Source organism: Enterobacter cloacae complex sp. 2015409, from assembly GCF_041365315.1.
Taxonomy (GTDB): domain Bacteria; phylum Pseudomonadota; class Gammaproteobacteria; order Enterobacterales; family Enterobacteriaceae; genus Enterobacter; species Enterobacter pseudoroggenkampii.
Genome location: NZ_JBFTVM010000003.1, coordinates 108983 through 131612, shown reverse-complemented (window position 1 = coordinate 131612; position 22630 = coordinate 108983). Strand labels below are relative to the sequence as shown.

Sequence of the window (22630 nt, the reverse complement as noted above, 5' to 3'; positions counted from 1 at the left end):
TAATATTGAGCATTGCGTAAAAAAAATCACTGGATACAGTATGGTACCGTTAACGTTTCTTCGAAAAAAAGCCACGCGCAGCGTGCCGCTTCTGCTGGCAGCCCTGATCTTTGCAGGCTGTGGCACCCAGGCACCTGACCAGAGCACCGCCCATCTCCAGGGTTCTGCTCAGGCTGATTCTGGCTTTTATCTGCAACAAATGTCGCAGAGTTCAAATGATACCAAGACCAACTGGCAATTACTCGCCATTCGTGCACTGCTGAAAGAGGGTAAAACCCAGCGGGCAGCCGAGCTGTTTAACCAGTTGCCAAAAGATCTTAACGACGCCCAGCGTCGTGAGCAGAGCCTGCTCTCTGCCGAGCTGAAAGTCGCGCTGAAAGATTACGCCGCCGCGAAGAAGATCCTCGGGGATATTGACGTGAGCGCGCTGGATAAAAATCAGCAGGCGCGCTTCTGGCAGGCGGGTATTACCGCTGAGCAGGGACGCCCTTCGCTGACCTTGCTCCGCGCGCTCGTCGCGCAAGAGCCACTGCTTGGCGGTGCCGATAAGCAGAAAAATATCGATGCCACCTGGCAAGCGCTGGCGTCGATGACGCAGGAACAGGCGCAGGCGCTGGTCATCAACGCCGATGAAAACGTCCTGCAGGGCTGGCTGGATTTGCAGCAGATGTGGTTTAACAACCGCAGCGATCCAAAGATGCTGAAAGCCGGTATTACGGACTGGCAGACGCGCTACCCGCAAAACCCGGGCGCGAAAATGCTGCCAACCCAGCTGGTGAACGTGCAGAACTTTAAGCCTGCCTCGACCAGCAAAATCGCACTCCTTCTGCCACTCAACGGCCAGGCGGCGGTGTTTGGACGCACCATTCAGCAGGGCTTTGAAGCGGCGAAAAACGGCACGACGTCGGTAACCGGCAGCGCGGTTCCCGCGCAGGCGGCTCAGGCGGCTAACGTGAATGATGTTGTCAGCCCATCTGCCGCAGAGACCAGCGACCTGACCTCGGCGCAAGCGCCGGCGCAGGGCACGATGCAAAACCCGGTGACGGCTCCGACGACACCGCCAGCTACAGCGGCACCGGCTACTACAGTACCTGCGACCCAGGCTCCGGCCGAGACGCAAGCGGCACCTGCACCTGTCACAACAGCAGAGCAACCTCAACAGCAGCCTGCGCAACCCGCGGCCCAACCTGCCGCGCAGCCGCAGGCCGTGGCAACCACCAGCGCCAACCCGGGCGCTGAATTGAAAATCTACGACACCAGTTCGCAGCCGCTTGATCAGGTGCTGGCGCAGGTTCAACAGGACGGGGCGAGCATTGTTGTCGGCCCGCTGCTGAAAAACAACGTGGAAGAGCTGATGAAGAGCAATACCACGCTGAACGTGCTGGCGCTCAACCAGCCGGAGCAGGTTCAGAACCGGGCCAATATTTGCTACTTCGCGCTCTCTCCTGAAGATGAAGCCCGCGATGCGGCGCGTCATATTCACGAGCAGGGTAAGCAGGCTCCGCTGCTGCTCATCCCGCGCAGCGCGCTGGGCGATCGCGTGGCCAATGCCTTTGCCGATGAGTGGCAGAAGCTGGGCGGCGGCGTGGTGCTGCAGCAGAAATTCGGTTCCGTCTCTGAACTGCGCGCTGGCGTAAACGGCGGGGCGGGCATCGCGCTTAACGGCAGTCCTGTCACCGCGAGCCTGCCGCAGCAGCAGGGCGTGACGATTGGCGGCCTGACGATCCCTGCCCCACCTACCGACGCGCAGATCAGCGGTGGCGGTAAAGTGGATGCGGCCTATATCGTTGCCACGCCGCAGGAGATCGCCTTTATCAAACCGATGATTGCGATGCGTAACGGCAGCCAGAGCGGCGCAACGCTCTACGCCAGCTCCCGCAGCGCGCAGGGCACCGCAGGCCCGGATTTCCGTCTGGAAATGGACGGTCTGCAGTACAGCGAAATCCCGATGCTGGCAGGCAGCAACCCGGCGCTGATGCAGCAGGCGCTGAGTACCGTACGTAACGATTATTCGCTGGCCCGTCTGTATGCGATGGGTGTCGATGCATGGGCGCTGGCGAACCACTTTACCCAGATGCGTCAGGTACCGGGCTTCGAGCTTAACGGCAACACCGGCGATCTGACCGCCACTCAGGACTGCGTGATCAACAGGAAGTTATCATGGCTCAAATACCAGCAGGGGCAGATCGTCCCGGCCAGTTAAGCCGCAAACAGACCGGCGATGCGTGGGAGTTAAAGGCGCGTCGCTGGCTTGAAGGCAAAGGACTGCATTTCATCGCCGCCAACGTCCGCGGGCGTGGCGGCGAAATCGACCTGATCATGAAAGACGGTCAGGTCATCGTGTTTGTAGAAGTGCGCTTTCGACAGTCCTCCCGTTTTGGCGGTGCTGCCGCCAGCGTGACGCTCGCCAAACAACATAAATTATTACAGACTGCCCACTTGTGGCTTGCCCGCCATAATGGGAGCTTTGATACTGTGGATTGCCGGTTCGATGTGATAGCCTTCACCGGAAATGAGATCGAATGGCTTAAAAACGCTTTTGGCGAAGACGCATAATTAAGATTTAAAAGGGATAACGTGCTCGAAAGAATTAAAGTGTGCTTCACAGAAAGCATCCAGACTCAGATTGCCGCGGCGGAAGCCCTTCCGGATGCTATCTCGCGTGCCGCAATGACGCTGGTGCAATCCCTGCTTAATGGCAACAAAATCCTCTGTTGTGGCAACGGCACGTCAGCCGCCAACGCACAGCATTTTGCTGCCAGCATGATCAATCGCTTTGAAACAGAACGCCCGAGTTTACCCGCCATTGCACTTAATACCGATAATGTGGTCTTAACGGCGATTGCTAACGATCGTCTGCATGACGAAATTTACGCAAAGCAGGTGCGAGCCCTGGGTCATGCCGGAGATGTGCTGCTGGCCATCTCTACGCGCGGCAATAGCCGGGATATTGTCAAAGCCGTTGAAGCCGCCGTCACCCGCGACATGACCATCGTGGCCTTAACCGGCTATGACGGGGGTGAGCTGGCGGGTCTGCTTGGGCCGCAGGATGTGGAAATCCGCATTCCGTCTCACCGGAGCGCGCGTATTCAGGAAATGCATATGCTCACGGTGAACTGCTTATGTGACTTGATCGATAACACGCTTTTCCCTCACCAGGATGATTAAGGAGTTCTTATGAAGGCTTTATCGACCCTCGCAGTCCTTATGTCTGCATTACTGCTTCAGGGATGTATCGCTGCGGCCGTTGTGGGTACCGCCGCAGTAGGCACCAAAGCGGCAACCGATCCGCGCTCTGTGGGGACACAGGTGGATGACGGTACGCTGGAGCTGCGCGTCAACAGTGCGCTGTCGAAAGACGAACAGATCAAGAAAGAGGCGCGTATCAACGTGACGGCTTACCAGGGCAAAGTTCTGCTGGCAGGCCAGGCGCCGAATATGGAACTCGCCTCTCGTGCGAAACAAATCGCGATGGGTGTTGAAGGAACCACAGAGGTGTTTAACGAAGTGCGTCAGGGCAAGCCAATTGGCCTGGGTGATGCCTCTTCCGATACCTGGATCACCACCAAAGTGCGTTCCCAGCTTCTCGGCTCGGACCAGGTGAAATCCTCCAACGTGAAAGTGACGACTGAAAACGGCGAAGTGTTCCTGCTGGGTCTGGTGACCGACCGTGAAGGGAAAGCGGCGGCCGATATCGCCAGCCGGGTGAGCGGCGTGAAGCACGTCACCACCGCGTTTACTTACATTAAATAAAAAAAAATCCCCTCACTTGAGGGGATTTTTTATAGGCCCGGTAAGCGTAGCGCCACCGGGCGTTTTTCACAGAAGCGCAATACTTCCCACCATCACCCCGCTCAACGCCACCAGCCCCGCGGTCAGCCAGAGCGCTTTCGCCGGGAATGACTTACGCAGCATAATCAGCGACGGCAGGCTGATCGCCGGCAGCGTAATCAGCAGCGCCAGCGCCGGCGCGGTGCCCATGCCGGCCAGCATCATGGTCTGAACAATCGGGATCTCCGCCGCCGTTGGGATCACAAACAGGCAGCCTGCAACGGCCATCGCAATGACCCACATCAGCGTGTTGTCGATAGCACCATCCGCATGCGGGAAGAGCCAGACGCGCGCCGCCCCCAGAACCAGTACCGCCAGGATATAGACCGGGATGGTGCTCCAGAAAAGTTGCCATAGCGCCCTGCCCCAGCGCGCAAAGAACCCGCCCTGCGGCTCGCTGACGTCCAGCTCAACGGCTGCGGGTTCTTCAGCAGTATCCTTCACCAGTTTTTGCACCAGCGTCGCCACCACCAGCACGGTCAGCAGCCCGGCGACCAGACGGATGAACGCGAAATGCCAGCCCAGCACAAAGCCCATAAACACCAGCGTCGCCGGATTGAGCAGCGGGTTGCCCATCCAGAACGCCAGCGCGCCGCCCATCGACACGCGCTGGCGGCGCATCCCTGCCGCCACAGGCGCGGCACAGCAGGAGCACATCATGCCTGGCAGGGAGAAAATCGTCCCCAGAAGCGTGCCCTGAAAGCGCGGCTGACCGAGGGTTTTCACCAGCCAGTTACGCGGGATCAGCACCTGAATCAGCGACCCCAGAATGACGCCTAAAACGGCGGCTTTCCAGACGGCAAGGAAGTAGACCATGGCATAGTCCCACGCCGCCTGCAGCGGGCTGGACTCAGCCTGAGCGAGAATAGATTTACCGATGCTGTGCGTTTCGGCGGCGGTGAAGGCTTTGCCGTAGTACGGCTGCCATTTCACGTACCAGAGGCCAATAATGACCACGAGAAAGAAGAGTGCGGGCTTCCACCATTGAACAGGTGTTGCCGCCTGAGATGAAGACTGACCAGTCATAGCATTCCCCGGAGAGTATTAGGTTATTAGCCGGGGGAGTTTACGCCTCGCCCTGCGCGATTTCACGTAGTTTTGCCGAGGGGATAATGTTTACGCCCGCTTTCGACGGGGCCAGTCCCTCTTTTAACATCGCCCGCGCGACGTCCCGCGCCTCGATGGCCTTCCAGTTGCCGGGAAGGATGCGAAACAGCGGGGCCAGTATCGACTCGTTAAAGCGGCGTTCGTCCCGGTGGCCGATCAGCATCGAAGGGCGCACAATCGTCAGCTGCTCCCATTTCTGCGCAATCAGCGCATCCTCCATCTTGCCCTTCACCTTGTTGTAGAAGAAAGGCGATCCGGCACTGGCGCCCAGCGCGCTGACCACCAGAAAATGTCTGGCCCCCAGTTTTTTCGCCGTAAGCGCGGTGTCCACCACCAGCGTATAGTCGGCGTGGATAAATGCCTCTTTGCTGCCCGCCTCCCGTCGCGTGGTGCCCAGACAGCAAAACGCGATATCAATAGGATCCTGGACCTGCGCCAGCGCGTCCGTCAGCTGAGAATCGTGCGGATTAAAGACGCCAGATAAATCTGCCAGCGGTCGACGCGTCGGGGCGGCGATATAGTTCACGCGGCGATCCTGAATCAGCAGCCGCAGCAGATGATCGCCCACTAACCCGGTAGCCCCGGTAATCAATACCTGACTCATCGTATCCCCTTTACAGAATTGTCCGTTTGCGAACTCAGCGTCGTCGACCACACTTAGAAGTCTGTTACAGGTAAGTATTTACCACAAGCGGAGAAAAATCAGTCTGAAGCCAAAACAACGGAGGAAGCATGGGCAAGAAAATCGCAGTCTTGATTACCGACGAGTTTGAAGATTCAGAATTCACCTCGCCTGCAGAGGCGTTCCGCAAGGCAGGACATGAGGTCATCACCATTGAGAAAGAGGCGGGCAAAACGGTGACAGGTCATAAGGGCGAGGCGACCGTAACCATTGATGAGACTATCGATAACGTTAGCCCCTCAGATTTCGACGCCCTGCTGTTACCCGGTGGCCATTCCCCGGATTCCCTGCGCGGGGACGAACGCTTCGTGACCTTTACCCGGAACTTTGTCTCTACCGGCAAACCGGTCTTTGCCATCTGTCACGGTCCGCAGCTCCTTATCAGCGCGGAGGTTGTACGCGGGCGTAAGCTCACGGCGGTGAAACCGATCGTTATCGATCTGAAAAATGCGGGCGCCGAGTTTTACGATCAGGAAGTGGTCAACGACAAAGATCAGCTGATCACCAGCCGTACCCCGGACGATCTCCCGGCGTTTAACCGTGAAGCGCTACGCCTGCTCGGCGCGTAACCAGTGCAGCTTCTTGCCAAAGCCCAGGGTGTTGTCGGTAAATTTCAGCTCATCGAGGCGGATTTCCCACACCGGGGCTTTTAGCGCAGCGGCAACGGGAAAGCGGCGCGTGTAGAGCTTACGGCGCGCGTCGCTCTCTTCGCCATCCAGACGACGGATCTCCCCTTTGAACTGCACGCCGCGGATCAGCGCGACCGTTTTCGGCTGGCCATTCACCGTGCCCGCGACCTTCGCCTGCAGGCCAGTCATCTGCGCATGACGCGTTTTGTCTTCGCTCATGACATAAAACGCGACGCGCTCCGGATCGTAGTAGTAAAACGCGTTAGCGCACCACATCTCCCCCTCGTCATAGACGCACCAGGTGACAACATGCTGCTTCGCCAGCCAGCGGTTAATGGCGGCCAGTGTTTCCATTTTCGTTCTCTCTCATGCTATGGTGCGTTCACCTTAACATACTGAATCTGTTTACCGTGTGCTGGTTTCTCTATCTTGTCCGAACCGCTGATAACGCACTCTACACCGGGATCACCACCGATGTGGCGCGGCGTTTTTTACAACATCAAACGGGGAAAGGGGCAAAAGCACTGCGAGGGAAAGGGGAATTACAGCTCGCCTTTTCGGCGCCCGTCGGTGACCGATCGCTGGCGCTCAGGCTGGAATACCGCATCAAGCAGCTGACGAAGCGCCAGAAAGAGCGCCTCGTGACCGGAGACGGCTCCTTTGAGGCGCTACGCGAGAGCCTGATTAAAAGCGATTGAAATGGTCGTGGTACTCGACCAGGCCATTGACGCCGTTGAGCGCGTCATCCGCCAGACGGTGCACCTGGAAAGCGGATTCCGTACCCGGCCAGCGGCAGCGCAGATCGTAATGCGCGGCCTGCTCAAAGCCTAAACGGCCATAGAACGCCGGATCGCCCAGCGTGACAACGGCCGCATAACCGAACTCATTGAGCGAATCCAGGCCTTCATAGACCAGCTGACGTGCCAGCCCCTGCCCGCGATAGCTTTCATCTACCGCCAGCGGTGCCATGCCTACCCACTGCAGCTCTTCGCCCTGAACGATGACCGGACTGAAGGCAACATAGCCCACCACCTGACCTTCGTCATCGGTGGCAACCAGCCCCAGCGTAATCAGGCCGTCTTCGCGAAGGTCGTGGACCAGTTGGGCTTCGGCATCGCTCGCAAAGGCGCGGCGTAACAACGCATCGATCCCCGGCGCATCAATCCCAATTTCGACTCGAATCAGCATGGCTCACCTACTGAAGTGTGTTTACCGTCCGGCGGGGTTTTCAGCCCGGCCTCAACGAAATCTGCCATTTGCATTAACATCACGCGCAGCGCTTTCGGCATCTGCTCCAGCTCAATGGCATCCATTAAATTCTTCACGTACAGACCGAGCTCCGTGTCGCCTTCAATCACCAGACGGCGCTGGAAGAAGAGCGTATCCGGATCCTGCTTACGCGCGGCGATCATCAGCAGATCACTGGCGTTGGCGCTAAAGCTCACATCCGCCTCGGCGGTTTCGCGGACGATTAGCTGGTCATTCTCAACGGAAGTAAACCAGCGCAGCCCGATATCACGCACCTCAATGCTCAACCAGCGCCCTTCCAGGAATTCCAGCTCGCCATCCTGCAGCGCCTGGCGGAACTGCCAGCTCAGGACCTGCTCCAGCACCTGACGTTTAAGCGCGAACGGCGCCAGCTTTACCGGCACGCTCAGCATTGGTGGACCAAATTGTACGAGACGTGAACGCAGTTTATCCAGCACGAGCTTTACTCCCTGATATCTATAGTCCTGCTATTTTGCCATATCCGAAGCGCAACATAGCGGCGTAAATCAACAAACCGTCGTCCGCCGTACCTCATTATTGGTGTCATCAATACGCCATTAGCTGCCTTAAATCAAAAATTGTCGCCTATGGGTTAATTAAAATCCCAGCTCGTTAACAATTTTGCGATCGACTACATCAGGATAAATTATGGAGCTGCTCTGCCCTGCCGGAAATCTTCCGGCGCTTAAGGCGGCCATCGAAAATGGGGCCGATGCGGTCTATATCGGGCTAAAAGATGACACCAACGCCCGCCATTTTGCTGGCCTCAACTTTACGGAGAAAAAGCTTCAGGAAGCCGTTAACTTCGTTCACCAGCACCGCCGCAAACTGCATATCGCCATCAATACCTTTGCTCATCCTGACGGCTACGCCCGCTGGCAGCGCGCGGTGGATATGGCGGCACAGCTGGGTGCCGATGCGCTGATCCTGGCCGACCTCGCCATGCTTGAGTATGCGGCAGAACGCTATCCCCATATTGAGCGCCACGTCTCTGTTCAGGCATCTGCCACCAACGAAGAGGCCGTGCGTTTTTACCATCAACACTTTGACGTGGCTCGCGTGGTGCTGCCGCGCGTGCTCTCTATTCATCAGGTTAAGCAACTCGCACGCGTCACGCCAGTGCCGCTGGAAGTTTTTGCCTTTGGCAGCCTGTGCATCATGGCCGAAGGCCGTTGCTATCTTTCCTCTTATTTAACCGGTGAATCGCCGAATACTGTCGGGGCCTGCTCCCCTGCCCGCTTTGTCCGCTGGCAGCAAACGCCGCAGGGGCTGGAATCTCGCCTGAATGAGGTGCTGATCGACCGCTATCAGGACGGTGAAAACGCCGGTTATCCCACCCTGTGTAAAGGCCGCTATCTGGTCGACGGCGAGCGTTACCACGCCCTGGAAGAGCCCACCAGCCTCAACACGCTGGAGCTGCTGCCGGAACTGCTGGCGGCCAATATTGCCTCGGTGAAAATCGAAGGTCGCCAGCGTAGCCCGGCCTACGTGAGCCAGGTGGCGAAAGTGTGGCGTCAGGCCATCGACCGCTGCATGGCGGCCCCGCAGAACTACGCTCCGCAGCAGGCCTGGATGGAGACGCTCGGATCGATGTCCGAAGGCACGCAAACCACGCTGGGCGCGTATCACCGTAAATGGCAGTGAGAAAATCATGAAATATTCATTAGGACCGGTGCTTTACTACTGGCCAAAAGAGACGCTGGAAGATTTTTACCAACAGGCCGCCACCAGCAGCGCCGATGTGATTTACCTCGGTGAAGCGGTGTGCAGCAAGCGCCGCGCCACCAAAGTGGGCGACTGGCTGGAGATGGCGCAAAGCCTGGCCGGAAGCGGCAAGCAGGTCGTGCTCTCCACGCTTGCGCTGGTGCAGGCGTCTTCCGAACTGGGCGAGCTGAAGCGCTATGTCGAAAACGGCGAGTTCCTGCTGGAAGCGAGCGATCTCGGCGTGGTGAATATGTGCGCCGAACGCAAGCTACCGTTTGTCGCGGGCCATGCCCTGAACTGCTACAACGCCGTGACCCTGCGCCTGCTTCTCAAACAGGGCATGACGCGCTGGTGCATGCCGGTGGAACTCTCCCGCGACTGGCTGGCTAACCTGCTTAACCAGTGCGACGAGCTGGGCATTCGCAATCAGTTTGAAGTGGAAGTGCTGAGCTATGGGCATCTGCCGCTGGCCTATTCTGCCCGCTGCTTTACCGCGCGCTCGGAAGACCGTCCGAAAGACGAGTGCGAAACCTGCTGCATTAAGTATCCGAACGGGCGCAGCATGCTGTCGCAGGAGAATCAGCAGGTGTTTGTCCTCAACGGCATTCAGACCATGAGCGGCTATGTCTATAACCTCGGCAACGAGCTGGCGTCGATGGACGGGCTGGTGGATATGGTGCGCCTGTCGCCGCTGGATACCGGCGTGTTTGCGATGCTGGATGCCTTCCGCGCCAACGAAAACGGCGCCGCTCCGCTGCCGCTGACGGCAAACAGCGACTGCAACGGCTACTGGAAGCGTCTGGCCGGGCTGGAACTGCAGGCCTAAAAAAGGCTCACTTTGTTAACAACGGTTATCATTTTTTAATGCAGTATTAAAGATTGACCGTCGACAAAGTGAGCTGTTATGACTGACAAAACTATTCCGTTTTCGGTGCTGGATCTGGCGCCGATCCCACAAGGCTCCTCGGCAAGAGAAGCCTTTTCGCACTCTCTGGATCTGGCTCAGCTGGCCGAAAAGCGTGGCTATCACCGCTACTGGCTGGCCGAGCACCACAACATGGTGGGCATTGCCAGCGCCGCCACCTCGGTACTGATTGGTTATCTGGCGGCAAATACCACCACTCTGCACCTGGGCTCCGGCGGCGTGATGCTGCCGAACCACGCCCCGCTGGTGATCGCCGAGCAGTTCGGCACGCTGAATACCCTCTATCCGGGCCGTATTGATTTGGGGCTTGGCCGTGCGCCCGGCAGCGACCAGCCGACCATGCGCACCCTGCGCCGCCATATGAGCGGCGATATCGATAACTTCCCGCGCGACGTGGCAGAGCTGGTGGACTGGTTCGACGCGCGCGATCCGAACCCGCACGTGCGCCCGGTACCGGGCTACGGTGAGAAGATCCCGGTATGGCTGTTGGGATCAAGCCTCTACAGCGCACAGCTGGCCGCACAGCTGGGGCTGCCGTTTGCGTTTGCCTCGCACTTCGCGCCGGATATGCTGCATCAGGCGCTGCATCTTTACCGCACGCACTTCAAACCGTCCGAGCGTCTGGAGAAGCCGTACGCGATGGTGTGCATCAACATCATTGCCGCCGACAGCAATCGCGACGCGGAATTTCTGTTCACCTCTATGCAGCAGGCGTTTGTGAAGCTGCGCCGCGGTGAGACGGGCCAGCTTCCGCCGCCGGTGGAGAATATGCATCAGCTGTGGTCAGCGTCAGAGCAGTATGGCGTTCAGCAGGCGCTGAGCATGTCGCTGGTAGGCGATAAGGCGAAAGTGCGTCACGGGCTGGAGGCGGTGCTGCGCGAAACGCAGGCGGATGAAATTATGGTTAACGGCCAGATTTTCGATCACCAGGCGCGATTGCATTCGTTTGAGCTGGCGATGCAGGTGAAAGAGGAGCTGGTGGGGTAGTTTTTTGCCGGATGGCGGCTTCGCCTTATCCGGCCTACGCGATCCCTGTAGGCCCGGTAAGCGCAGCGCCACCGGGCTTTCTGTTTATTGATACACAGGCAGCAGGTTAAAACTCGACAGCACGTGGACCAGCGCATTGCCAGCACCGAACACCAGAATCAGCGCAATCATCGGCTTGCCGCCCCAGACGCGGAATTTCGGGCTGCCGAAGCGTTTACGTGATTTACGTGCCAGCAGCGCTGGCACAATCGCCGCCCAGATGGTTGCCGCCAGTCCGGCATAGCCGATGGCGTACAGGAAGCCGTTCGGCCACAGCAGGCCGCCCACAATCGGCGGCAGGAAGGTCAGCAGCGCGGTTTTGAAGCGCCCCATTGCAGAATCATCAAAGCCAAACAGATCCGCCAGGTAGTCAAACAGGCCCAGGGTCACGCCGAGGAAAGAGCTCGCCACTGCGAAGTTAGAGAAGATAACCAGCAGCAGATCCAGGCTGCGGCTGTTCAGCACGCCGCTCAGGGCCTGCACCAGCACGTCGATGTTACCGCCCTTCTGGGCAATGCCGATAAAGTCCGGACGCGGGATGTTGCCCATCGTCCCCAGCAGCCAGATCACATACAGCCCCAGCGCCAGCAGCGTGCCGTAGACCAGACACTTCACAATCGTGCGCGGATCTTTGCCGTAGTACTTCATCAGGCTCGGCACGTTGCCGTGGTAGCCGAACGACGCCAGACAGAACGGTAGCGTCATCAGCAGGTACGGCGTATAGGAGGTATTCACTTCGGCAACGTTAAACAGCGTGGCGGGCGTCACGTGCCCCAGCAGGCTGCCGAAGGTCAGGAAGAAGGTGATGACCTTCGCGCCCAGTACGATTGCCGTCATCCGGCTTACCGCTTTGGTACTCATCCAGACGATAAACGCCACGCCCAGCGCAAAGCATAGTCCGGCCAGACGCGCCGGAACGTTCAGCGACATCTCAGAGAAGGTGTGATGCAGAATCGAACCGCTCGCCGAGATATATGCGTAGGTCAGGATATAGAGCACAAAGGCGATGGACAGCCCGTTAACCAGGTTCCAGCCTTTGCCCAGCAGATCTTTGGTGATGGTGTCGAAGCTGGAGCCAATGCGGTAGTTCAGGTTTGCTTCGAGGATCATCAGCCCGGAATGGAGCATACAGAACCAGGTAAAGACCAGCGCAGCCAGCGACCAGAAGAACCACGCACCGGACATGACCACGGGCAGGGAGAACATCCCGGCACCTATAATGGTTCCGCCGATGATCACCACGCCGCCAAGCAGCGAAGGTGACGTTTGGGTGGTGGTTAGTGTCGCCATACAGCCTTTTCTCCAGTCAATCATGCGGTTCTGCATTTTAATGTGACGCACTGTACCAGTACAAGAGTACAAAGGGAATAAAAAAAGCCCCGATAGCATGTATCGGGGCTGTATATTTTACTTTACGTCAGAAGCGTAAGGCTTACGCGTCACCGAAACGACGACGGCTGGTGCCTTCTTCACGACGCGGGCCACGGCTTTCGCGGCGCTCGCCGGAGAAACGACGACCTTCACCACCGCGACCTTCGCTGCGACCGCCTTCACGACGCTCGCCGCCGAAGCTGCGACCACCGCCACGACGTTCGCCGCCACGGTCAGGACGTGGCTGTGCATCGCCCAGCAACTGCATGTTCATCGGCTTGTTCAGGATGCGGGTACGCGTAAAGTGCTGCAGCACTTCGCCCGGCATGCCTTTTGGCAGCTCGATGGTAGAGTGGGATGCGAACAGCTTGATGTTACCGATGTAACGGCTGCTGATGTCGCCTTCGTTAGCGATCGCGCCAACGATGTGACGAACTTCAACGCCATCATCACGACCCACTTCAATGCGATACAGCTCCATGTCACCCGCGTCACGGCGTTCACGACGTGGACGGTCTTCACCACCACGCTCTGGACGGTCACCGCGTGGGCCACGATCGTTACGGTCGCCACGACGTTCGAAGCGATCGTCACGGTCACGGAATTCACGCTTAGGACGCATCGGCGCATCTGGTGGCACGATCAGGCTACGTTCGCCCTGAGCCATTTTCAGCAGTGCTGCAGCCAGGGTTTCCATGTCCAGCTCTTCGCCTTCAGCAACAGGCTGAATCTGCGACAGCAGCGCGCGGTACTGATCCAGATCGCTGCTTTCCAGCTGCTGCTGTACTTTGGCGGCGAATTTTTCCAGACGGCGTTTGCCCAGCAGCTCTGCGTTTGGCAGGTCCGCTTCTGGAATGGTCAGCTTCATGGTACGTTCGATGTTACGCAGCAGACGACGCTCGCGGTTCTCAACGAACAGCAGTGCACGGCCAGCACGACCCGCACGACCGGTACGGCCGATACGGTGAACGTAAGACTCGGAATCCATCGGGATGTCGTAGTTAACAACAAGGCTGATACGCTCAACGTCCAGACCACGTGCTGCCACGTCGGTGGCAATCAGAATATCCAGACGACCGTCTTTCAGACGCTCCAGAGTCTGCTCACGCAGGGCCTGGTTCATATCGCCGTTCAGCGCTGCGCTGTTGTAGCCGCTACGCTCCAGGGCTTCAGCCACTTCCAGGGTCGCGTTTTTGGTACGAACGAAGATAATCGCCGCATCAAAATCTTCCGCTTCCAGGAAACGTACCAGCGCTTCGTTTTTACGCATGCCGTACACAGACCAGTAGCTCTGGCTGATGTCCGGGCGAGTGGTTACGCTGGACTGAATACGCACTTCCTGCGGCTCTTTCATGAAGCGGCGGGTAATGCGACGGATAGCTTCCGGCATGGTTGCAGAGAACAGCGCGGTCTGATGACCGTCCGGGATCTGCGCCATGATGGTTTCAACGTCTTCGATGAAGCCCATACGCAGCATTTCATCTGCTTCATCCAGTACCAGACCGCTCAGTTTAGAGAGGTCCAGGGTACCGCGCTTCAGGTGATCCAGCAGACGGCCCGGCGTACCGACAACAATCTGTGGGCCCTGACGCAGGGCGCGTAACTGCACGTCATAACGCTGGCCGCCGTACAGGGCAACCACGTTTACGCCGCGCATATGTTTAGAGAATTCCGTCATGGCTTCTGCAACCTGAACAGCCAGTTCACGGGTTGGAGCCAGGACGAGGATCTGCGGTGCACGCAGGTCCGGATCAATGTTGTTCAGCAGCGGCAGCGAGAATGCTGCAGTTTTACCGCTACCAGTCTGGGCCATGCCCAGCACGTCACGACCAGAAAGCAGGTGTGGGATACACTCAGCCTGGATCGGAGATGGTTTTTCGTAACCCAGATCGTTAAGGGCTTCAAGGATAGGAGCCTTCAGGCCCAGATCTGCAAAAGTGGTTTCGAATTCAGCCATGTAGTACGAGTGCCTCAATGTCAATGGCGGCCAGTCTACTTAGCTCATCGTGAAAATGATTAGCAATTTTCATTGAAAAGTGTGAACCGGCTCAAAGTAGGTGTATTGACGAACAACAACGCCCTCACCAGTTAAGGTGATGGCAATCAAAAGATTACGGGCTGATGTTTCTGTCGTCAGCTATTGCTGGTCCGATTCTGCCAGGTCGTCATGCTCCTGGCCCAAGAGCGATAATTCCAACAATGCATAACGGTGCTCAACGAAGTTGTGTACGTTGTTAGCAACCGCTAATTTGAACAGTGCCGTAGCGCTGTCCATATCCCCCAGACTTAGGTAGTACTTACCTAAATAGAAGTTGGTTTCACTGAGATGCTCAGCGAGCGAGGTGTTATCCGTTGCGTCCGCCTTGAGGCGTTCCATCAGCGTTGCTTCGCTAATGTTGCCCAGGTAGAACTCGACAATGTTCCATCCCCACTGTTCCTTGTCCGATTTATCGAAGCGCTGTTTCAGTGCCTCTTTTGCCTGCTTCTCATCGAGCTTCCGCTCAACGATGTAAAGCCACAGGCTACGGAAAGGATCATTAGGATCGTCTTGATAAAACGCCAGCAGATCATCTTGCGCTAACTTGTCACGACCGCCGTAATACAATGCGATACCGCGATTCAAGTGCGCGTAGTTGTAAGTTGGATCAAGCTCAAGTACAGAATCAAACGCTTCATAGGCAGCATCAAAATTGCCTGCCTGCGTTAAATAAATGCCTAAGTAATTGAATACTTCAGGCATATCAGGTCGGATAGCCAGCGCTTGTGAAAAATCATTTCGCGCCAATGCCCTCAGACCGAGACTATCATACAACACTCCGCGCTCATATAAAAGCTGTGCGCGTTCTTCATCGGTTAAAGCCCGACTGGCAAGTATTTGTTCCATGCGTGCCAGGATCACTTCCTGCTGCAAAGTCGGTTGCAATGGCACTGCGAGGACTTCGCTCTTACGCCAGGCAGAGTTGCTGCATCCTGCCAGCGTTAAAGCTGTCGCAACGAAACACCAGCGCAAAAAAGGCTTCATTTCCCACTCCCGAAGACAACTATTGGATGAACGTCCTGTCCCCCGGCGGCTTAACAAGGCGTCCTGCCTGATAATAGGCCCTCCGCAAAGCGGAGGGCAAATGGCAACTTACTCGCCTTGCTGTTCTGCTGCCTGTGCTTCTGGCGCAGCAGCTGGCTGAGACTGCTCGGTTGCTTCTTTAATGCTCAGACGGATACGGCCCTGGCGATCAACTTCCAGAACTTTCACCGGTACTTCCTGACCCATCTGCAGGTAATCAGTCACTTTCTCAACGCGCTTGTCAGCGATCTGAGAGATGTGAACCAGACCTTCTTTACCGCCACCGATGGCAACGAACGCGCCAAAGTCAACGATACGGGTCACTTTACCTGCGTAGACACGGCCCACTTCGATTTCTGCAGTAATTTCTTCGATGCGACGGATCGCGAATTTCGCTTTCTCGCCGTCGGTTGCTGCGATCTTCACAGTACCGTCATCTTCGATTTCGATGGTGGTGCCGGTCTCTTCGGTCAGCGCACGGATTACGGAACCGCCCTTACCGATAACATCTTTGATCTTGTCTGGATTGATCTTGATGGTGTGGATACGTGGAGCGAACTGAGAAATGTCGCCACGCGGCGCGTTAATCGCCTGTTCCATCACGCCCAGGATGTGCAGACGCGCACCTTTAGCCTGGTTCAGAGCAACCTGCATGATCTCTTTGGTGATACCTTCAATTTTGATATCCATCTGCAGTGCAGAGATACCTTCGCGGGAACCCGCTACTTTGAAGTCCATATCGCCCAGGTGGTCTTCGTCACCCAGAATGTCAGACAGAACAACGAAGTTGTCGCCTTCTTTCACCAGGCCCATTGCGATACCCGCAACGGCGGCTTTGATTGGCACGCCTGCATCCATCAACGCCAGAGAGGCGCCACACACGGAAGCCATGGAAGAGGAACCGTTGGATTCGGTGATTTCAGACACTACACGTACGGTGTACGGGAATTTGTCTGCTTCTGGCATGACTGCCAGTACGCCGCGCTTCGCCAGACGACCGTGACCAATTTCACGACGCTTCGGCGAGCCAACCATACCGGTTTCGCCTACGGAGTACGGAGGGAAGTTGTAGTGGAACAGGAAGCTGTCAGTGCGCTCGCCCATCAGTTCGTCGATGATCTGCGCATCACGTGCAGTACCCAGGGTCGCGGTAACCAGCGCCTGCGTTTCGCCACGGGTGAACAGCGCGGAACCGTGAGTACGTGGCAGAACGCCAGTACGCACATCCAGACCACGGATCATGTCTTTTTCGCGGCCATCGATACGCGGCTCGCCTGCCAGTACGCGGCTACGAACAACGTTTTTCTCGATAGCGTGCAGGATGTCGCTCAGTTCATTAGCGTCCAGCGTTTCATCTTCCGCAACCAGGGTCGCGATAGTTTCAGACTTGATCACGTCAACCTGAGCGTAACGCTCCTGTTTGTCAGTGATGCGATATGCATCGCTCAGACGAGATTCTGCCAGGGCAGCAACGCGTGCGTTCAGCGCGTCGTTTGCCGCTTCTGGCTGCCAGTCCCAACGTGGTTTACCGGCTTCTTTCACCAGGTCGTTGATGTTCTGGATGACGATCTGCTGCTGGTCGTGGCCAAATACCACAGCGCCCAGCATCTGGTCTTCGCTCAGCAGTTCAGCTTCGGATTCAACCATCAGTACAGCCGCTTCAGTACCCGCAACCACCAGGTCCAGCTTACTTTCTTTCAGCTCTTCCTGGGTTGGGTTCAGCACGTACTGGTCGTTGATGTAGCCAACGCGCGCGGCACCGATTGGACCATTGAATGGAATACCAGACAGTGACAGAGCAGCGGATGCGCCGATCATGGCAACGATGTCCGGGTTAACCTGCGGGTTAACGGAAACAACGGTCGCGATAACCTGTACTTCGTTAACGAAGCCTTCCGGGAACAGTGGACGAACCGGGCGGTCAATCAGACGCGCAATCAGGGTTTCGCCTTCGCTTGGACGGCCTTCACGACGGAAGAAACCACCCGGGATTTTACCGGCAGCGTAGGTACGCTCCTGGTAGTTAACGGTCAGCGGGAAGAAGTCCTGACCTGGTTTAGCTTTTTTCTGGCCAACAACGGTAACGAATACCGCAGTGTCATCCATGCTTACCATAACGGCAGCAGTAGCCTGACGAGCCATCATGCCGGTTTCCAGCGTGACGGTATGTTGACCATACTGGAATTTACGAACGATCGGATTCAGCAAAGTTCTGTCCTTTCTTAAATGTTTGACAGCACACCACCGGTGTGCTGTCGATTTAACCCGACCTTCTTCGCATCCTCGCGACTAATGACAACCAACACCCCCATGGGTGAAGCCTCTCATTAGCCGCGCGAACCTCTGCAATGAAGATCATTTATAGCAACAATACAATAGTTTCCAGTGAATTGCTGCCGTCTGGTTGAAAAAAGGGGCCATCAGGCCCCCTTTTCTGAAACTCGCAAGACTTAGCGACGCAGACCCAGACGCTCGATCAGCGCGGTGTAGCGTGCAACATCTTTACGTTTCAGGTAGTCGAGCAGTTTACGACGCTGAGAAACCATACGCAGCAGACCACGACGGCTGTGGTGATCTTTTTTGTGCTCTGCAAAGTGACCCTGCAGGTGGTTAATCTGTGCAGTCAGCAGTGCAACCTGAACTTCGGTAGAACCGCTGTCGTTAGTACCACGACCAAACTCAGAAACGATTTTAGCTTTAGCTTCAACGCTTAGAGACATTTTCAAACTCCAAAGTATAAAGAATGTAAGGATGCCGATCTCTAATTCAGCGACCCCATGTACGCCCCGCAGATTGTTAAACAATTTACCAGGCGTTAAGCGGCGATATTCTACTCGTCTCCCCTGCTTATCGCAAGGTGAGCCGTCATCACCGTCATGCTTCGATCGGATACTCGACGACCAGACGACGCGGCGCAACGCGCCCCTCACCATCCATTTCGCCCATACCGATGAATTTCCCTTCGTCGCCTTCGGTCACGCGTACCAGTCCTTCCAGCGGCGCTTCCGCCGTACGAACCGGGTTGCCGTTCTTAAAGTAAACGGAGGATGTTAAAGGAAGATTAACAACCGGGAAGTCCGCTGCCGGACTGTCCATCGGCATCAGCAAAGGATCCAGCAAATCTGCCGGCGCGATCCCCTGCGCTTCCGCCTGTTCTACCAGCTCGCGCAGTTGCTCCAGGGTCACCATCCGCTCTACCGGGTACTTGCTCACCGCCAGACGGCGCAGGTAAATCACATGTGCGCCGCAGCCCAGCTTTTCACCGAGGTCGTCGATGATGGTGCGAATATAGGTCCCTTTCGAACAGTGCACCTCCAGCTCCAGCTCATCACCTTCGTGGCGAATAAACAGCAGCTCATACACGGTTATCGGACGGGCTTCACGCGGGACGTCAATGCCCTGGCGCGCATATTCGTAGAGTTTTTTCCCCTGATACTTCAGCGCCGAATACATCGACGGTACCTGCATCGTATCCCCACGGAAGCTCTCCAGCGCCGCATCAAGCTGCTCCGCGCTGAAGGTCACCGGACGCTCTTCTACCACCTGGCCATCCGCGTCGGAGGTATCCGTGCGCTGGCCCAGTTTAGCGATAACGCGGTAGCGCTTATCGGAGTCGAGCAGGTACTGGGAAAACTTTGTCGCCTCTCCCAGACAGACCGGCAGCATGCCGGTTGCCAGCGGGTCGAGCGCGCCGGTGTGGCCCGCACGGTTGGCGTTATAAATACGCTTAACTTTCTGCAGCACGTCGTTGCTGGAAGCGCCCTGGGGTTTATCCAGCAGCAGCACACCATGCACGTCGCGACCACGACGACGAGGACGACTCATCAGTCCTCCTTGCTGTCGTCCGCCGGGTTAACACGACGCTCATCGTCATGTTTAACCACGCTGGTCACCAGGTTGGACATACGCATACCTTCGACCAGCGAGTTGTCGTAGAAGAAGGTCAGTTCAGGCACGATACGCAGGCGCATCGCTTTGCCAAGCAGGGAGCGGATGAAACCAGAGGCTTCCTGCAGCGCTTTAATGCCGTTTTTCACTGCCGCTTCGTCCTGATCGTTCAGGAAGGTGACGAACACTTTGGCATAGGCCAAATCACGGGACATTTCGACACCGGAAACGGTGGTCATCATGCCGACGCGCGGGTCTTTAATTTCACGTTGCAGAATGAGTGCGATCTCTTTCTGCATTTCCTGCGCTACGCGCTGAGGGCGACCAAATTCTTTCGCCATAATAAATTCTCCAGACAAAAAAGGGGCTAAAGCCCCTTTTTGAAATTATTGCCGGGTGGCGCGAGGCGATCCCGGCTTACAATCGGTAATTAAGCGATGGTACGCTGAATTTCGATGATCTCGAACACTTCGATCATATCGCCAACGCGAACGTCGTTGTAGTTCTTCACGCCGATACCACATTCCATGCCGTTACGGACTTCGTTAACGTCATCTTTGAAGCGGCGCAGGGATTCCAGCTCGCCTTCGTAGATAACCACGTTGTCACGCAGTACGCGGATTGGGTTGTGACGCTTGATGTTACCTTCGGTAACCATACAGCCCGCGATCGCACCGAATTTCGGTGATTTGAACACGTCACGTACTTCAGCCAGACCGATGATCTGCTGTTTCAGCTCAGGAGACAGCATACCGCTCATCGCGGCCTTCACTTCGTCGATCAGGTTATAGATGACGGAGTAGTAACGCAGATCCAGGCTTTCGGATTCAATCACTTTACGCGCAGACGCATCCGCACGAACGTTGAAGCCAACCAGGATAGCGTTAGAGGCAGCAGCCAGGGTAGCGTCGGTCTCGGTGATACCACCTACGCCCGAACCGATGATCTTCACTTTCACTTCGTCAGTAGACAGTTTCAGCAAGGAGTCGGAGATCGCTTCCACAGAACCCTGAACGTCGGCTTTCAGAACGATGTTCACTTCGTGAACTTCGCCCTCGGTCATGTTGGCAAACATGTTCTCGAGTTTAGATTTCTGCTGACGAGCCAGTTTAACTTCACGGAATTTGCCCTGGCGGTACAGTGCCACTTCACGCGCTTTCTTCTCGTCACGCACAACGGTCACTTCGTCACCGGCAGCCGGAACACCGGACAGACCCAGGATTTCCACTGGAATGGACGGACCCGCTTCCAGCACTTCCTGACCCAGTTCGTTACGCATCGCACGAACGCGGCCGTATTCGAAACCGCACAGAACGATATCGCCTTTATGCAGTGTACCTTCACGAACCAGAACGGTAGCAACCGGGCCACGACCTTTATCCAGGAAGGATTCGATCACCGCGCCGCTCGCCATACCGTTACGGATGGCCTTCAGCTCCAGAACTTCGGCCTGCAGCAGGATCGCGTCCAGCAGTTCGTCGATACCGGTACCCGCTTTCGCAGACACGTGTACGAACTGGCTTTCACCGCCCCACTCTTCCGGCAGGATACCGTACTGGGAAAGTTCGTTTTTAACACGATCGGGATCCGCTTCTGGCTTATCGATCTTGTTCACTGCAACCACAACTGGCACACCTGCAGCCTTCGCGTGCTGGATAGCTTCGATGGTCTGTGGCATCACGCCGTCGTCTGCGGCAACAACCAGAACAACGATATCCGTCGCCTGAGCACCACGAGCACGCATTGAGGTAAACGCGGCGTGGCCTGGGGTATCCAGGAAGGTGATCATACCGTTGTCAGTTTCTACGTGGTATGCACCGATGTGCTGGGTAATGCCACCCGCTTCACCCGAGGCAACCTTAGTAGAACGAATGTAGTCAAGCAGAGAGGTTTTACCGTGGTCAACGTGACCCATGATGGTCACAACCGGTGCACGCGGTTCAGCCGCAGCGCCAGTATCACGGTCGCTCATTACTGCTTCTTCCAGCTCGTTTTCACGACGCAGGATTACTTTGTGGCCCATCTCTTCAGCAACCAGCTGTGCGGTTTCCTGATCGATCACCTGGTTGATGGTCGCCATGGCGCCCAGTTTCATCATCGCTTTGATGACCTGAGAGCCTTTAACCGCCATCTTGTTCGCCAGTTCGCCAACGGTAATGGTTTCGCCGATCACAACGTCACGGTTAACGGCCTGAGCAGGCTTCTGGAAGCCCTGCTGCAGAGCGGAACCTTTACGCTTGCCGCCTTTACCACCGCGAACAGCCGCGCGTGCTTCTTCACGATCGGCTTTGGATTCAGCGTGCTTGTTGCCTTTTTTCGCCGGACGCGCAGCTTTTGCATTACGGCCACGGCCACGACCGCCTTCCACTTCACGGTCGTTATCATCTTCAGCCTGACGCGCATGCTGAGAAGTGGTCACGTGATAGTCGCTGGTGTCTTCAGTCGGCTCAACGGTATTCACACCATTCTTCTCGTTTTCTTCTGCCATACGGCGCGCTTCTTCGGCGACGCGGCGAGCTTCTTCTTCCAGCTTACGGCGGGCTTCTTCTTCCGCTTTACGCTTCAGCTCGGCAGCTTCATTTTCACGGCGGGCTTTTTCAGCCTGGGCGGTTTTGGTCATTTCGTCTGTCTGTTGATTGCTCACTTTGTCTTTTTCCGCAGCGTCACGCTTCACTTTATCACTTGCGTCGCGTTTCGCTTTTTCTGCGGCCTCACGTTCAGCTTTTAATTCTGCTTCACGTTTGGCGGCTGCTTCCGCCTCACGCTGAGCTTGTTCTTCCGCTTCACGCTGTGCCTGCTCTTCCGCGGCAAGGCGTTCTGCCTCTTGCGGATCACGTTTTACAAAGGTGCGCGTCTTGCGGACTTCAATTTGTACCGATTTGCTTTTGCCACCGGTACCAGGGATGTTTAACGTGCTACGCGTTTTGCGCTGCAGCGTTAACTTGTCAGGCGTAGAGCCGTGTTCACGGTTCAGGTGCGTTAACAAGGTTTGTTTTTCTTGCGCGGTCACCGAGTCATCAGCGGACTTCGGGATCCCTGCATCAGCAAATTGCTGTACCAGGCGGTCCACGGAGGTCTGAATCTCAGCAGCCAGCGATTTTACAGTTACATCAGTCATGCTGTTCCTTCCTGCTACA

Annotated in this window: 23 protein-coding genes; 9 read left to right on the top strand and 14 right to left on the bottom strand. The window is 56.6% G+C overall.

Annotated elements, in window-relative coordinates; genetic code table 11:
- Positions 1-40 precede the first annotated feature (40 nt).
- From ACDO57_RS16625 to dolP, 4 genes are read left to right on the top strand one after another with little or no spacing between them, the layout of a single operon-like run.
- The gene (locus ACDO57_RS16625; protein ID WP_370884275.1) at positions 41-2203 is read left to right on the top strand and encodes a penicillin-binding protein activator; all 2163 of its coding nucleotides are present in this window, start codon (positions 41-43) and stop codon (positions 2201-2203) included.
- Positions 2161-2556: a YraN family protein gene (locus ACDO57_RS16620; protein WP_045910089.1), complete on the top strand. Its 396-nt coding sequence runs from the start codon at positions 2161-2163 to the stop codon at positions 2554-2556. The genes ACDO57_RS16625 and ACDO57_RS16620 overlap by 43 nt, the downstream gene beginning before the upstream one ends.
- A 21-nt stretch (positions 2557-2577) precedes the next feature.
- Positions 2578-3168, top strand: a complete 591-nt coding sequence (diaA, locus tag ACDO57_RS16615) for a DnaA initiator-associating protein DiaA (protein WP_003861754.1) — start codon at positions 2578-2580, stop codon at positions 3166-3168.
- Positions 3169-3177: 9 nt separating this feature from the next.
- Positions 3178-3753: a division/outer membrane stress-associated lipid-binding lipoprotein gene (dolP, locus tag ACDO57_RS16610; RefSeq protein ID WP_024906379.1), complete on the top strand. Its 576-nt coding sequence runs from the start codon at positions 3178-3180 to the stop codon at positions 3751-3753.
- 66 nt (positions 3754-3819) lie between these two features.
- Here the strand turns inward: dolP and ACDO57_RS16605 are convergent, their stop codons facing one another.
- Positions 3820-4857 (bottom strand): permease, encoded by a 1038-nt coding sequence (locus ACDO57_RS16605; protein ID WP_090418856.1) that lies wholly within the window; start codon positions 4855-4857, stop codon positions 3820-3822.
- Positions 4858-4897: 40 nt separating this feature from the next.
- Positions 4898-5542 (bottom strand): NAD(P)H-binding protein, encoded by a 645-nt coding sequence (locus tag ACDO57_RS16600; protein ID WP_248272473.1) that lies wholly within the window; start codon positions 5540-5542, stop codon positions 4898-4900.
- A 128-nt stretch (positions 5543-5670) separates the two neighbouring features.
- Between ACDO57_RS16600 and ACDO57_RS16595 the strand changes: the two genes are divergently transcribed.
- Positions 5671-6189 (top strand): type 1 glutamine amidotransferase domain-containing protein, encoded by a 519-nt coding sequence (locus ACDO57_RS16595; RefSeq protein WP_370884274.1) that lies wholly within the window; start codon positions 5671-5673, stop codon positions 6187-6189.
- On the opposite strand, the gene ACDO57_RS16590 is transcribed toward ACDO57_RS16595, so the two are convergent.
- Positions 6169-6603, bottom strand: a complete 435-nt coding sequence (locus ACDO57_RS16590) for a YhbP family protein (protein ID WP_024906376.1) — start codon at positions 6601-6603, stop codon at positions 6169-6171. The two genes, ACDO57_RS16595 and ACDO57_RS16590, sit on opposite strands and share 21 nt — an antisense overlap.
- A 14-nt stretch (positions 6604-6617) precedes the next feature.
- Here ACDO57_RS16590 and ACDO57_RS16585 point away from each other — a divergent pair, with 14 nt between their 5' ends.
- Positions 6618-6947 carry a GIY-YIG nuclease family protein gene (locus tag ACDO57_RS16585; protein ID WP_008501484.1) on the top strand — a complete coding sequence of 110 codons (330 nt, stop codon included), beginning with the start codon at positions 6618-6620 and terminating at the stop codon, positions 6945-6947.
- On the opposite strand, the gene ACDO57_RS16580 is transcribed toward ACDO57_RS16585, so the two are convergent.
- Together ACDO57_RS16580 and ACDO57_RS16575 are read right to left on the bottom strand one after the other, a co-directional pair.
- The gene (locus tag ACDO57_RS16580) at positions 6934-7437 is read right to left on the bottom strand and encodes a GNAT family N-acetyltransferase (protein WP_023309324.1); all 504 of its coding nucleotides are present in this window, start codon (positions 7435-7437) and stop codon (positions 6934-6936) included. The two genes, ACDO57_RS16585 and ACDO57_RS16580, sit on opposite strands and share 14 nt — an antisense overlap.
- Positions 7431-7955, bottom strand: coding sequence for an SCP2 domain-containing protein (locus ACDO57_RS16575; RefSeq protein WP_370884273.1), 525 nt, complete (start codon positions 7953-7955; stop codon positions 7431-7433). The genes ACDO57_RS16580 and ACDO57_RS16575 overlap by 7 nt, the downstream gene beginning before the upstream one ends.
- Positions 7956-8166: 211 nt before the next feature.
- Here ACDO57_RS16575 and ACDO57_RS16570 point away from each other — a divergent pair, with 211 nt between their 5' ends.
- The 3 genes from ACDO57_RS16570 to ACDO57_RS16560 all read left to right on the top strand — a co-directional run bounded on the left by ACDO57_RS16570 (position 8167) and on the right by ACDO57_RS16560 (position 11134).
- The gene (locus ACDO57_RS16570) at positions 8167-9162 is read left to right on the top strand and encodes a peptidase U32 family protein (RefSeq protein WP_370884272.1); all 996 of its coding nucleotides are present in this window, start codon (positions 8167-8169) and stop codon (positions 9160-9162) included.
- 7 nt (positions 9163-9169) lie between these two features.
- Positions 9170-10048: a U32 family peptidase gene (locus tag ACDO57_RS16565; protein WP_370884271.1), complete on the top strand. Its 879-nt coding sequence runs from the start codon at positions 9170-9172 to the stop codon at positions 10046-10048.
- A gap of 78 nt (positions 10049-10126) precedes the next feature.
- A complete protein-coding gene (locus tag ACDO57_RS16560; RefSeq protein WP_370884270.1) occupies positions 10127-11134 on the top strand; it encodes a luciferase-like monooxygenase in 1008 nt (335 codons plus the stop codon).
- 84 nt (positions 11135-11218) lie between these two features.
- On the opposite strand, the gene mtr is transcribed toward ACDO57_RS16560, so the two are convergent.
- The 9 genes from mtr to infB all read right to left on the bottom strand — a co-directional run bounded on the left by mtr (position 11219) and on the right by infB (position 22611).
- Positions 11219-12463, bottom strand: a complete 1245-nt coding sequence (mtr, locus tag ACDO57_RS16555; RefSeq protein WP_024906371.1) for a tryptophan permease — start codon at positions 12461-12463, stop codon at positions 11219-11221.
- Positions 12464-12605: 142 nt separating this feature from the next.
- On the bottom strand, positions 12606-14501 hold the full coding sequence (locus ACDO57_RS16550; RefSeq protein WP_024906370.1) for a DEAD/DEAH family ATP-dependent RNA helicase: 1896 nt from the start codon (positions 14499-14501) through the stop codon (positions 12606-12608).
- On the bottom strand, positions 14494-14574 hold the full coding sequence (gene yrbN, locus ACDO57_RS16545; RefSeq protein ID WP_100122156.1) for a protein YrbN: 81 nt from the start codon (positions 14572-14574) through the stop codon (positions 14494-14496). Before yrbN ends, ACDO57_RS16550 begins: the two co-directional genes overlap by 8 nt.
- 107 nt (positions 14575-14681) lie before the next feature.
- Entirely contained in the window at positions 14682-15566 is an 885-nt protein-coding gene (gene nlpI, locus ACDO57_RS16540) for a lipoprotein NlpI (protein WP_023309331.1), read from the bottom strand.
- A 108-nt stretch (positions 15567-15674) separates the two neighbouring features.
- A complete protein-coding gene (gene pnp, locus ACDO57_RS16535; protein WP_024906369.1) occupies positions 15675-17813 on the bottom strand; it encodes a polyribonucleotide nucleotidyltransferase in 2139 nt (712 codons plus the stop codon).
- Between the two features lie 242 nt (positions 17814-18055).
- Positions 18056-18325, bottom strand: a complete 270-nt coding sequence (rpsO, locus tag ACDO57_RS16530; RefSeq protein WP_003861789.1) for a 30S ribosomal protein S15 — start codon at positions 18323-18325, stop codon at positions 18056-18058.
- A 154-nt stretch (positions 18326-18479) separates the two neighbouring features.
- Positions 18480-19430, bottom strand: coding sequence for a tRNA pseudouridine(55) synthase TruB (truB, locus tag ACDO57_RS16525; RefSeq protein WP_148770242.1), 951 nt, complete (start codon positions 19428-19430; stop codon positions 18480-18482).
- Positions 19430-19834, bottom strand: coding sequence for a 30S ribosome-binding factor RbfA (gene rbfA / locus ACDO57_RS16520; protein WP_003024988.1), 405 nt, complete (start codon positions 19832-19834; stop codon positions 19430-19432). The genes truB and rbfA overlap by 1 nt, the downstream gene beginning before the upstream one ends.
- 89 nt (positions 19835-19923) lie before the next feature.
- Positions 19924-22611: a translation initiation factor IF-2 gene (gene infB, locus ACDO57_RS16515; RefSeq protein WP_048992084.1), complete on the bottom strand. Its 2688-nt coding sequence runs from the start codon at positions 22609-22611 to the stop codon at positions 19924-19926.
- Positions 22612-22630 lie beyond the last annotated feature (19 nt).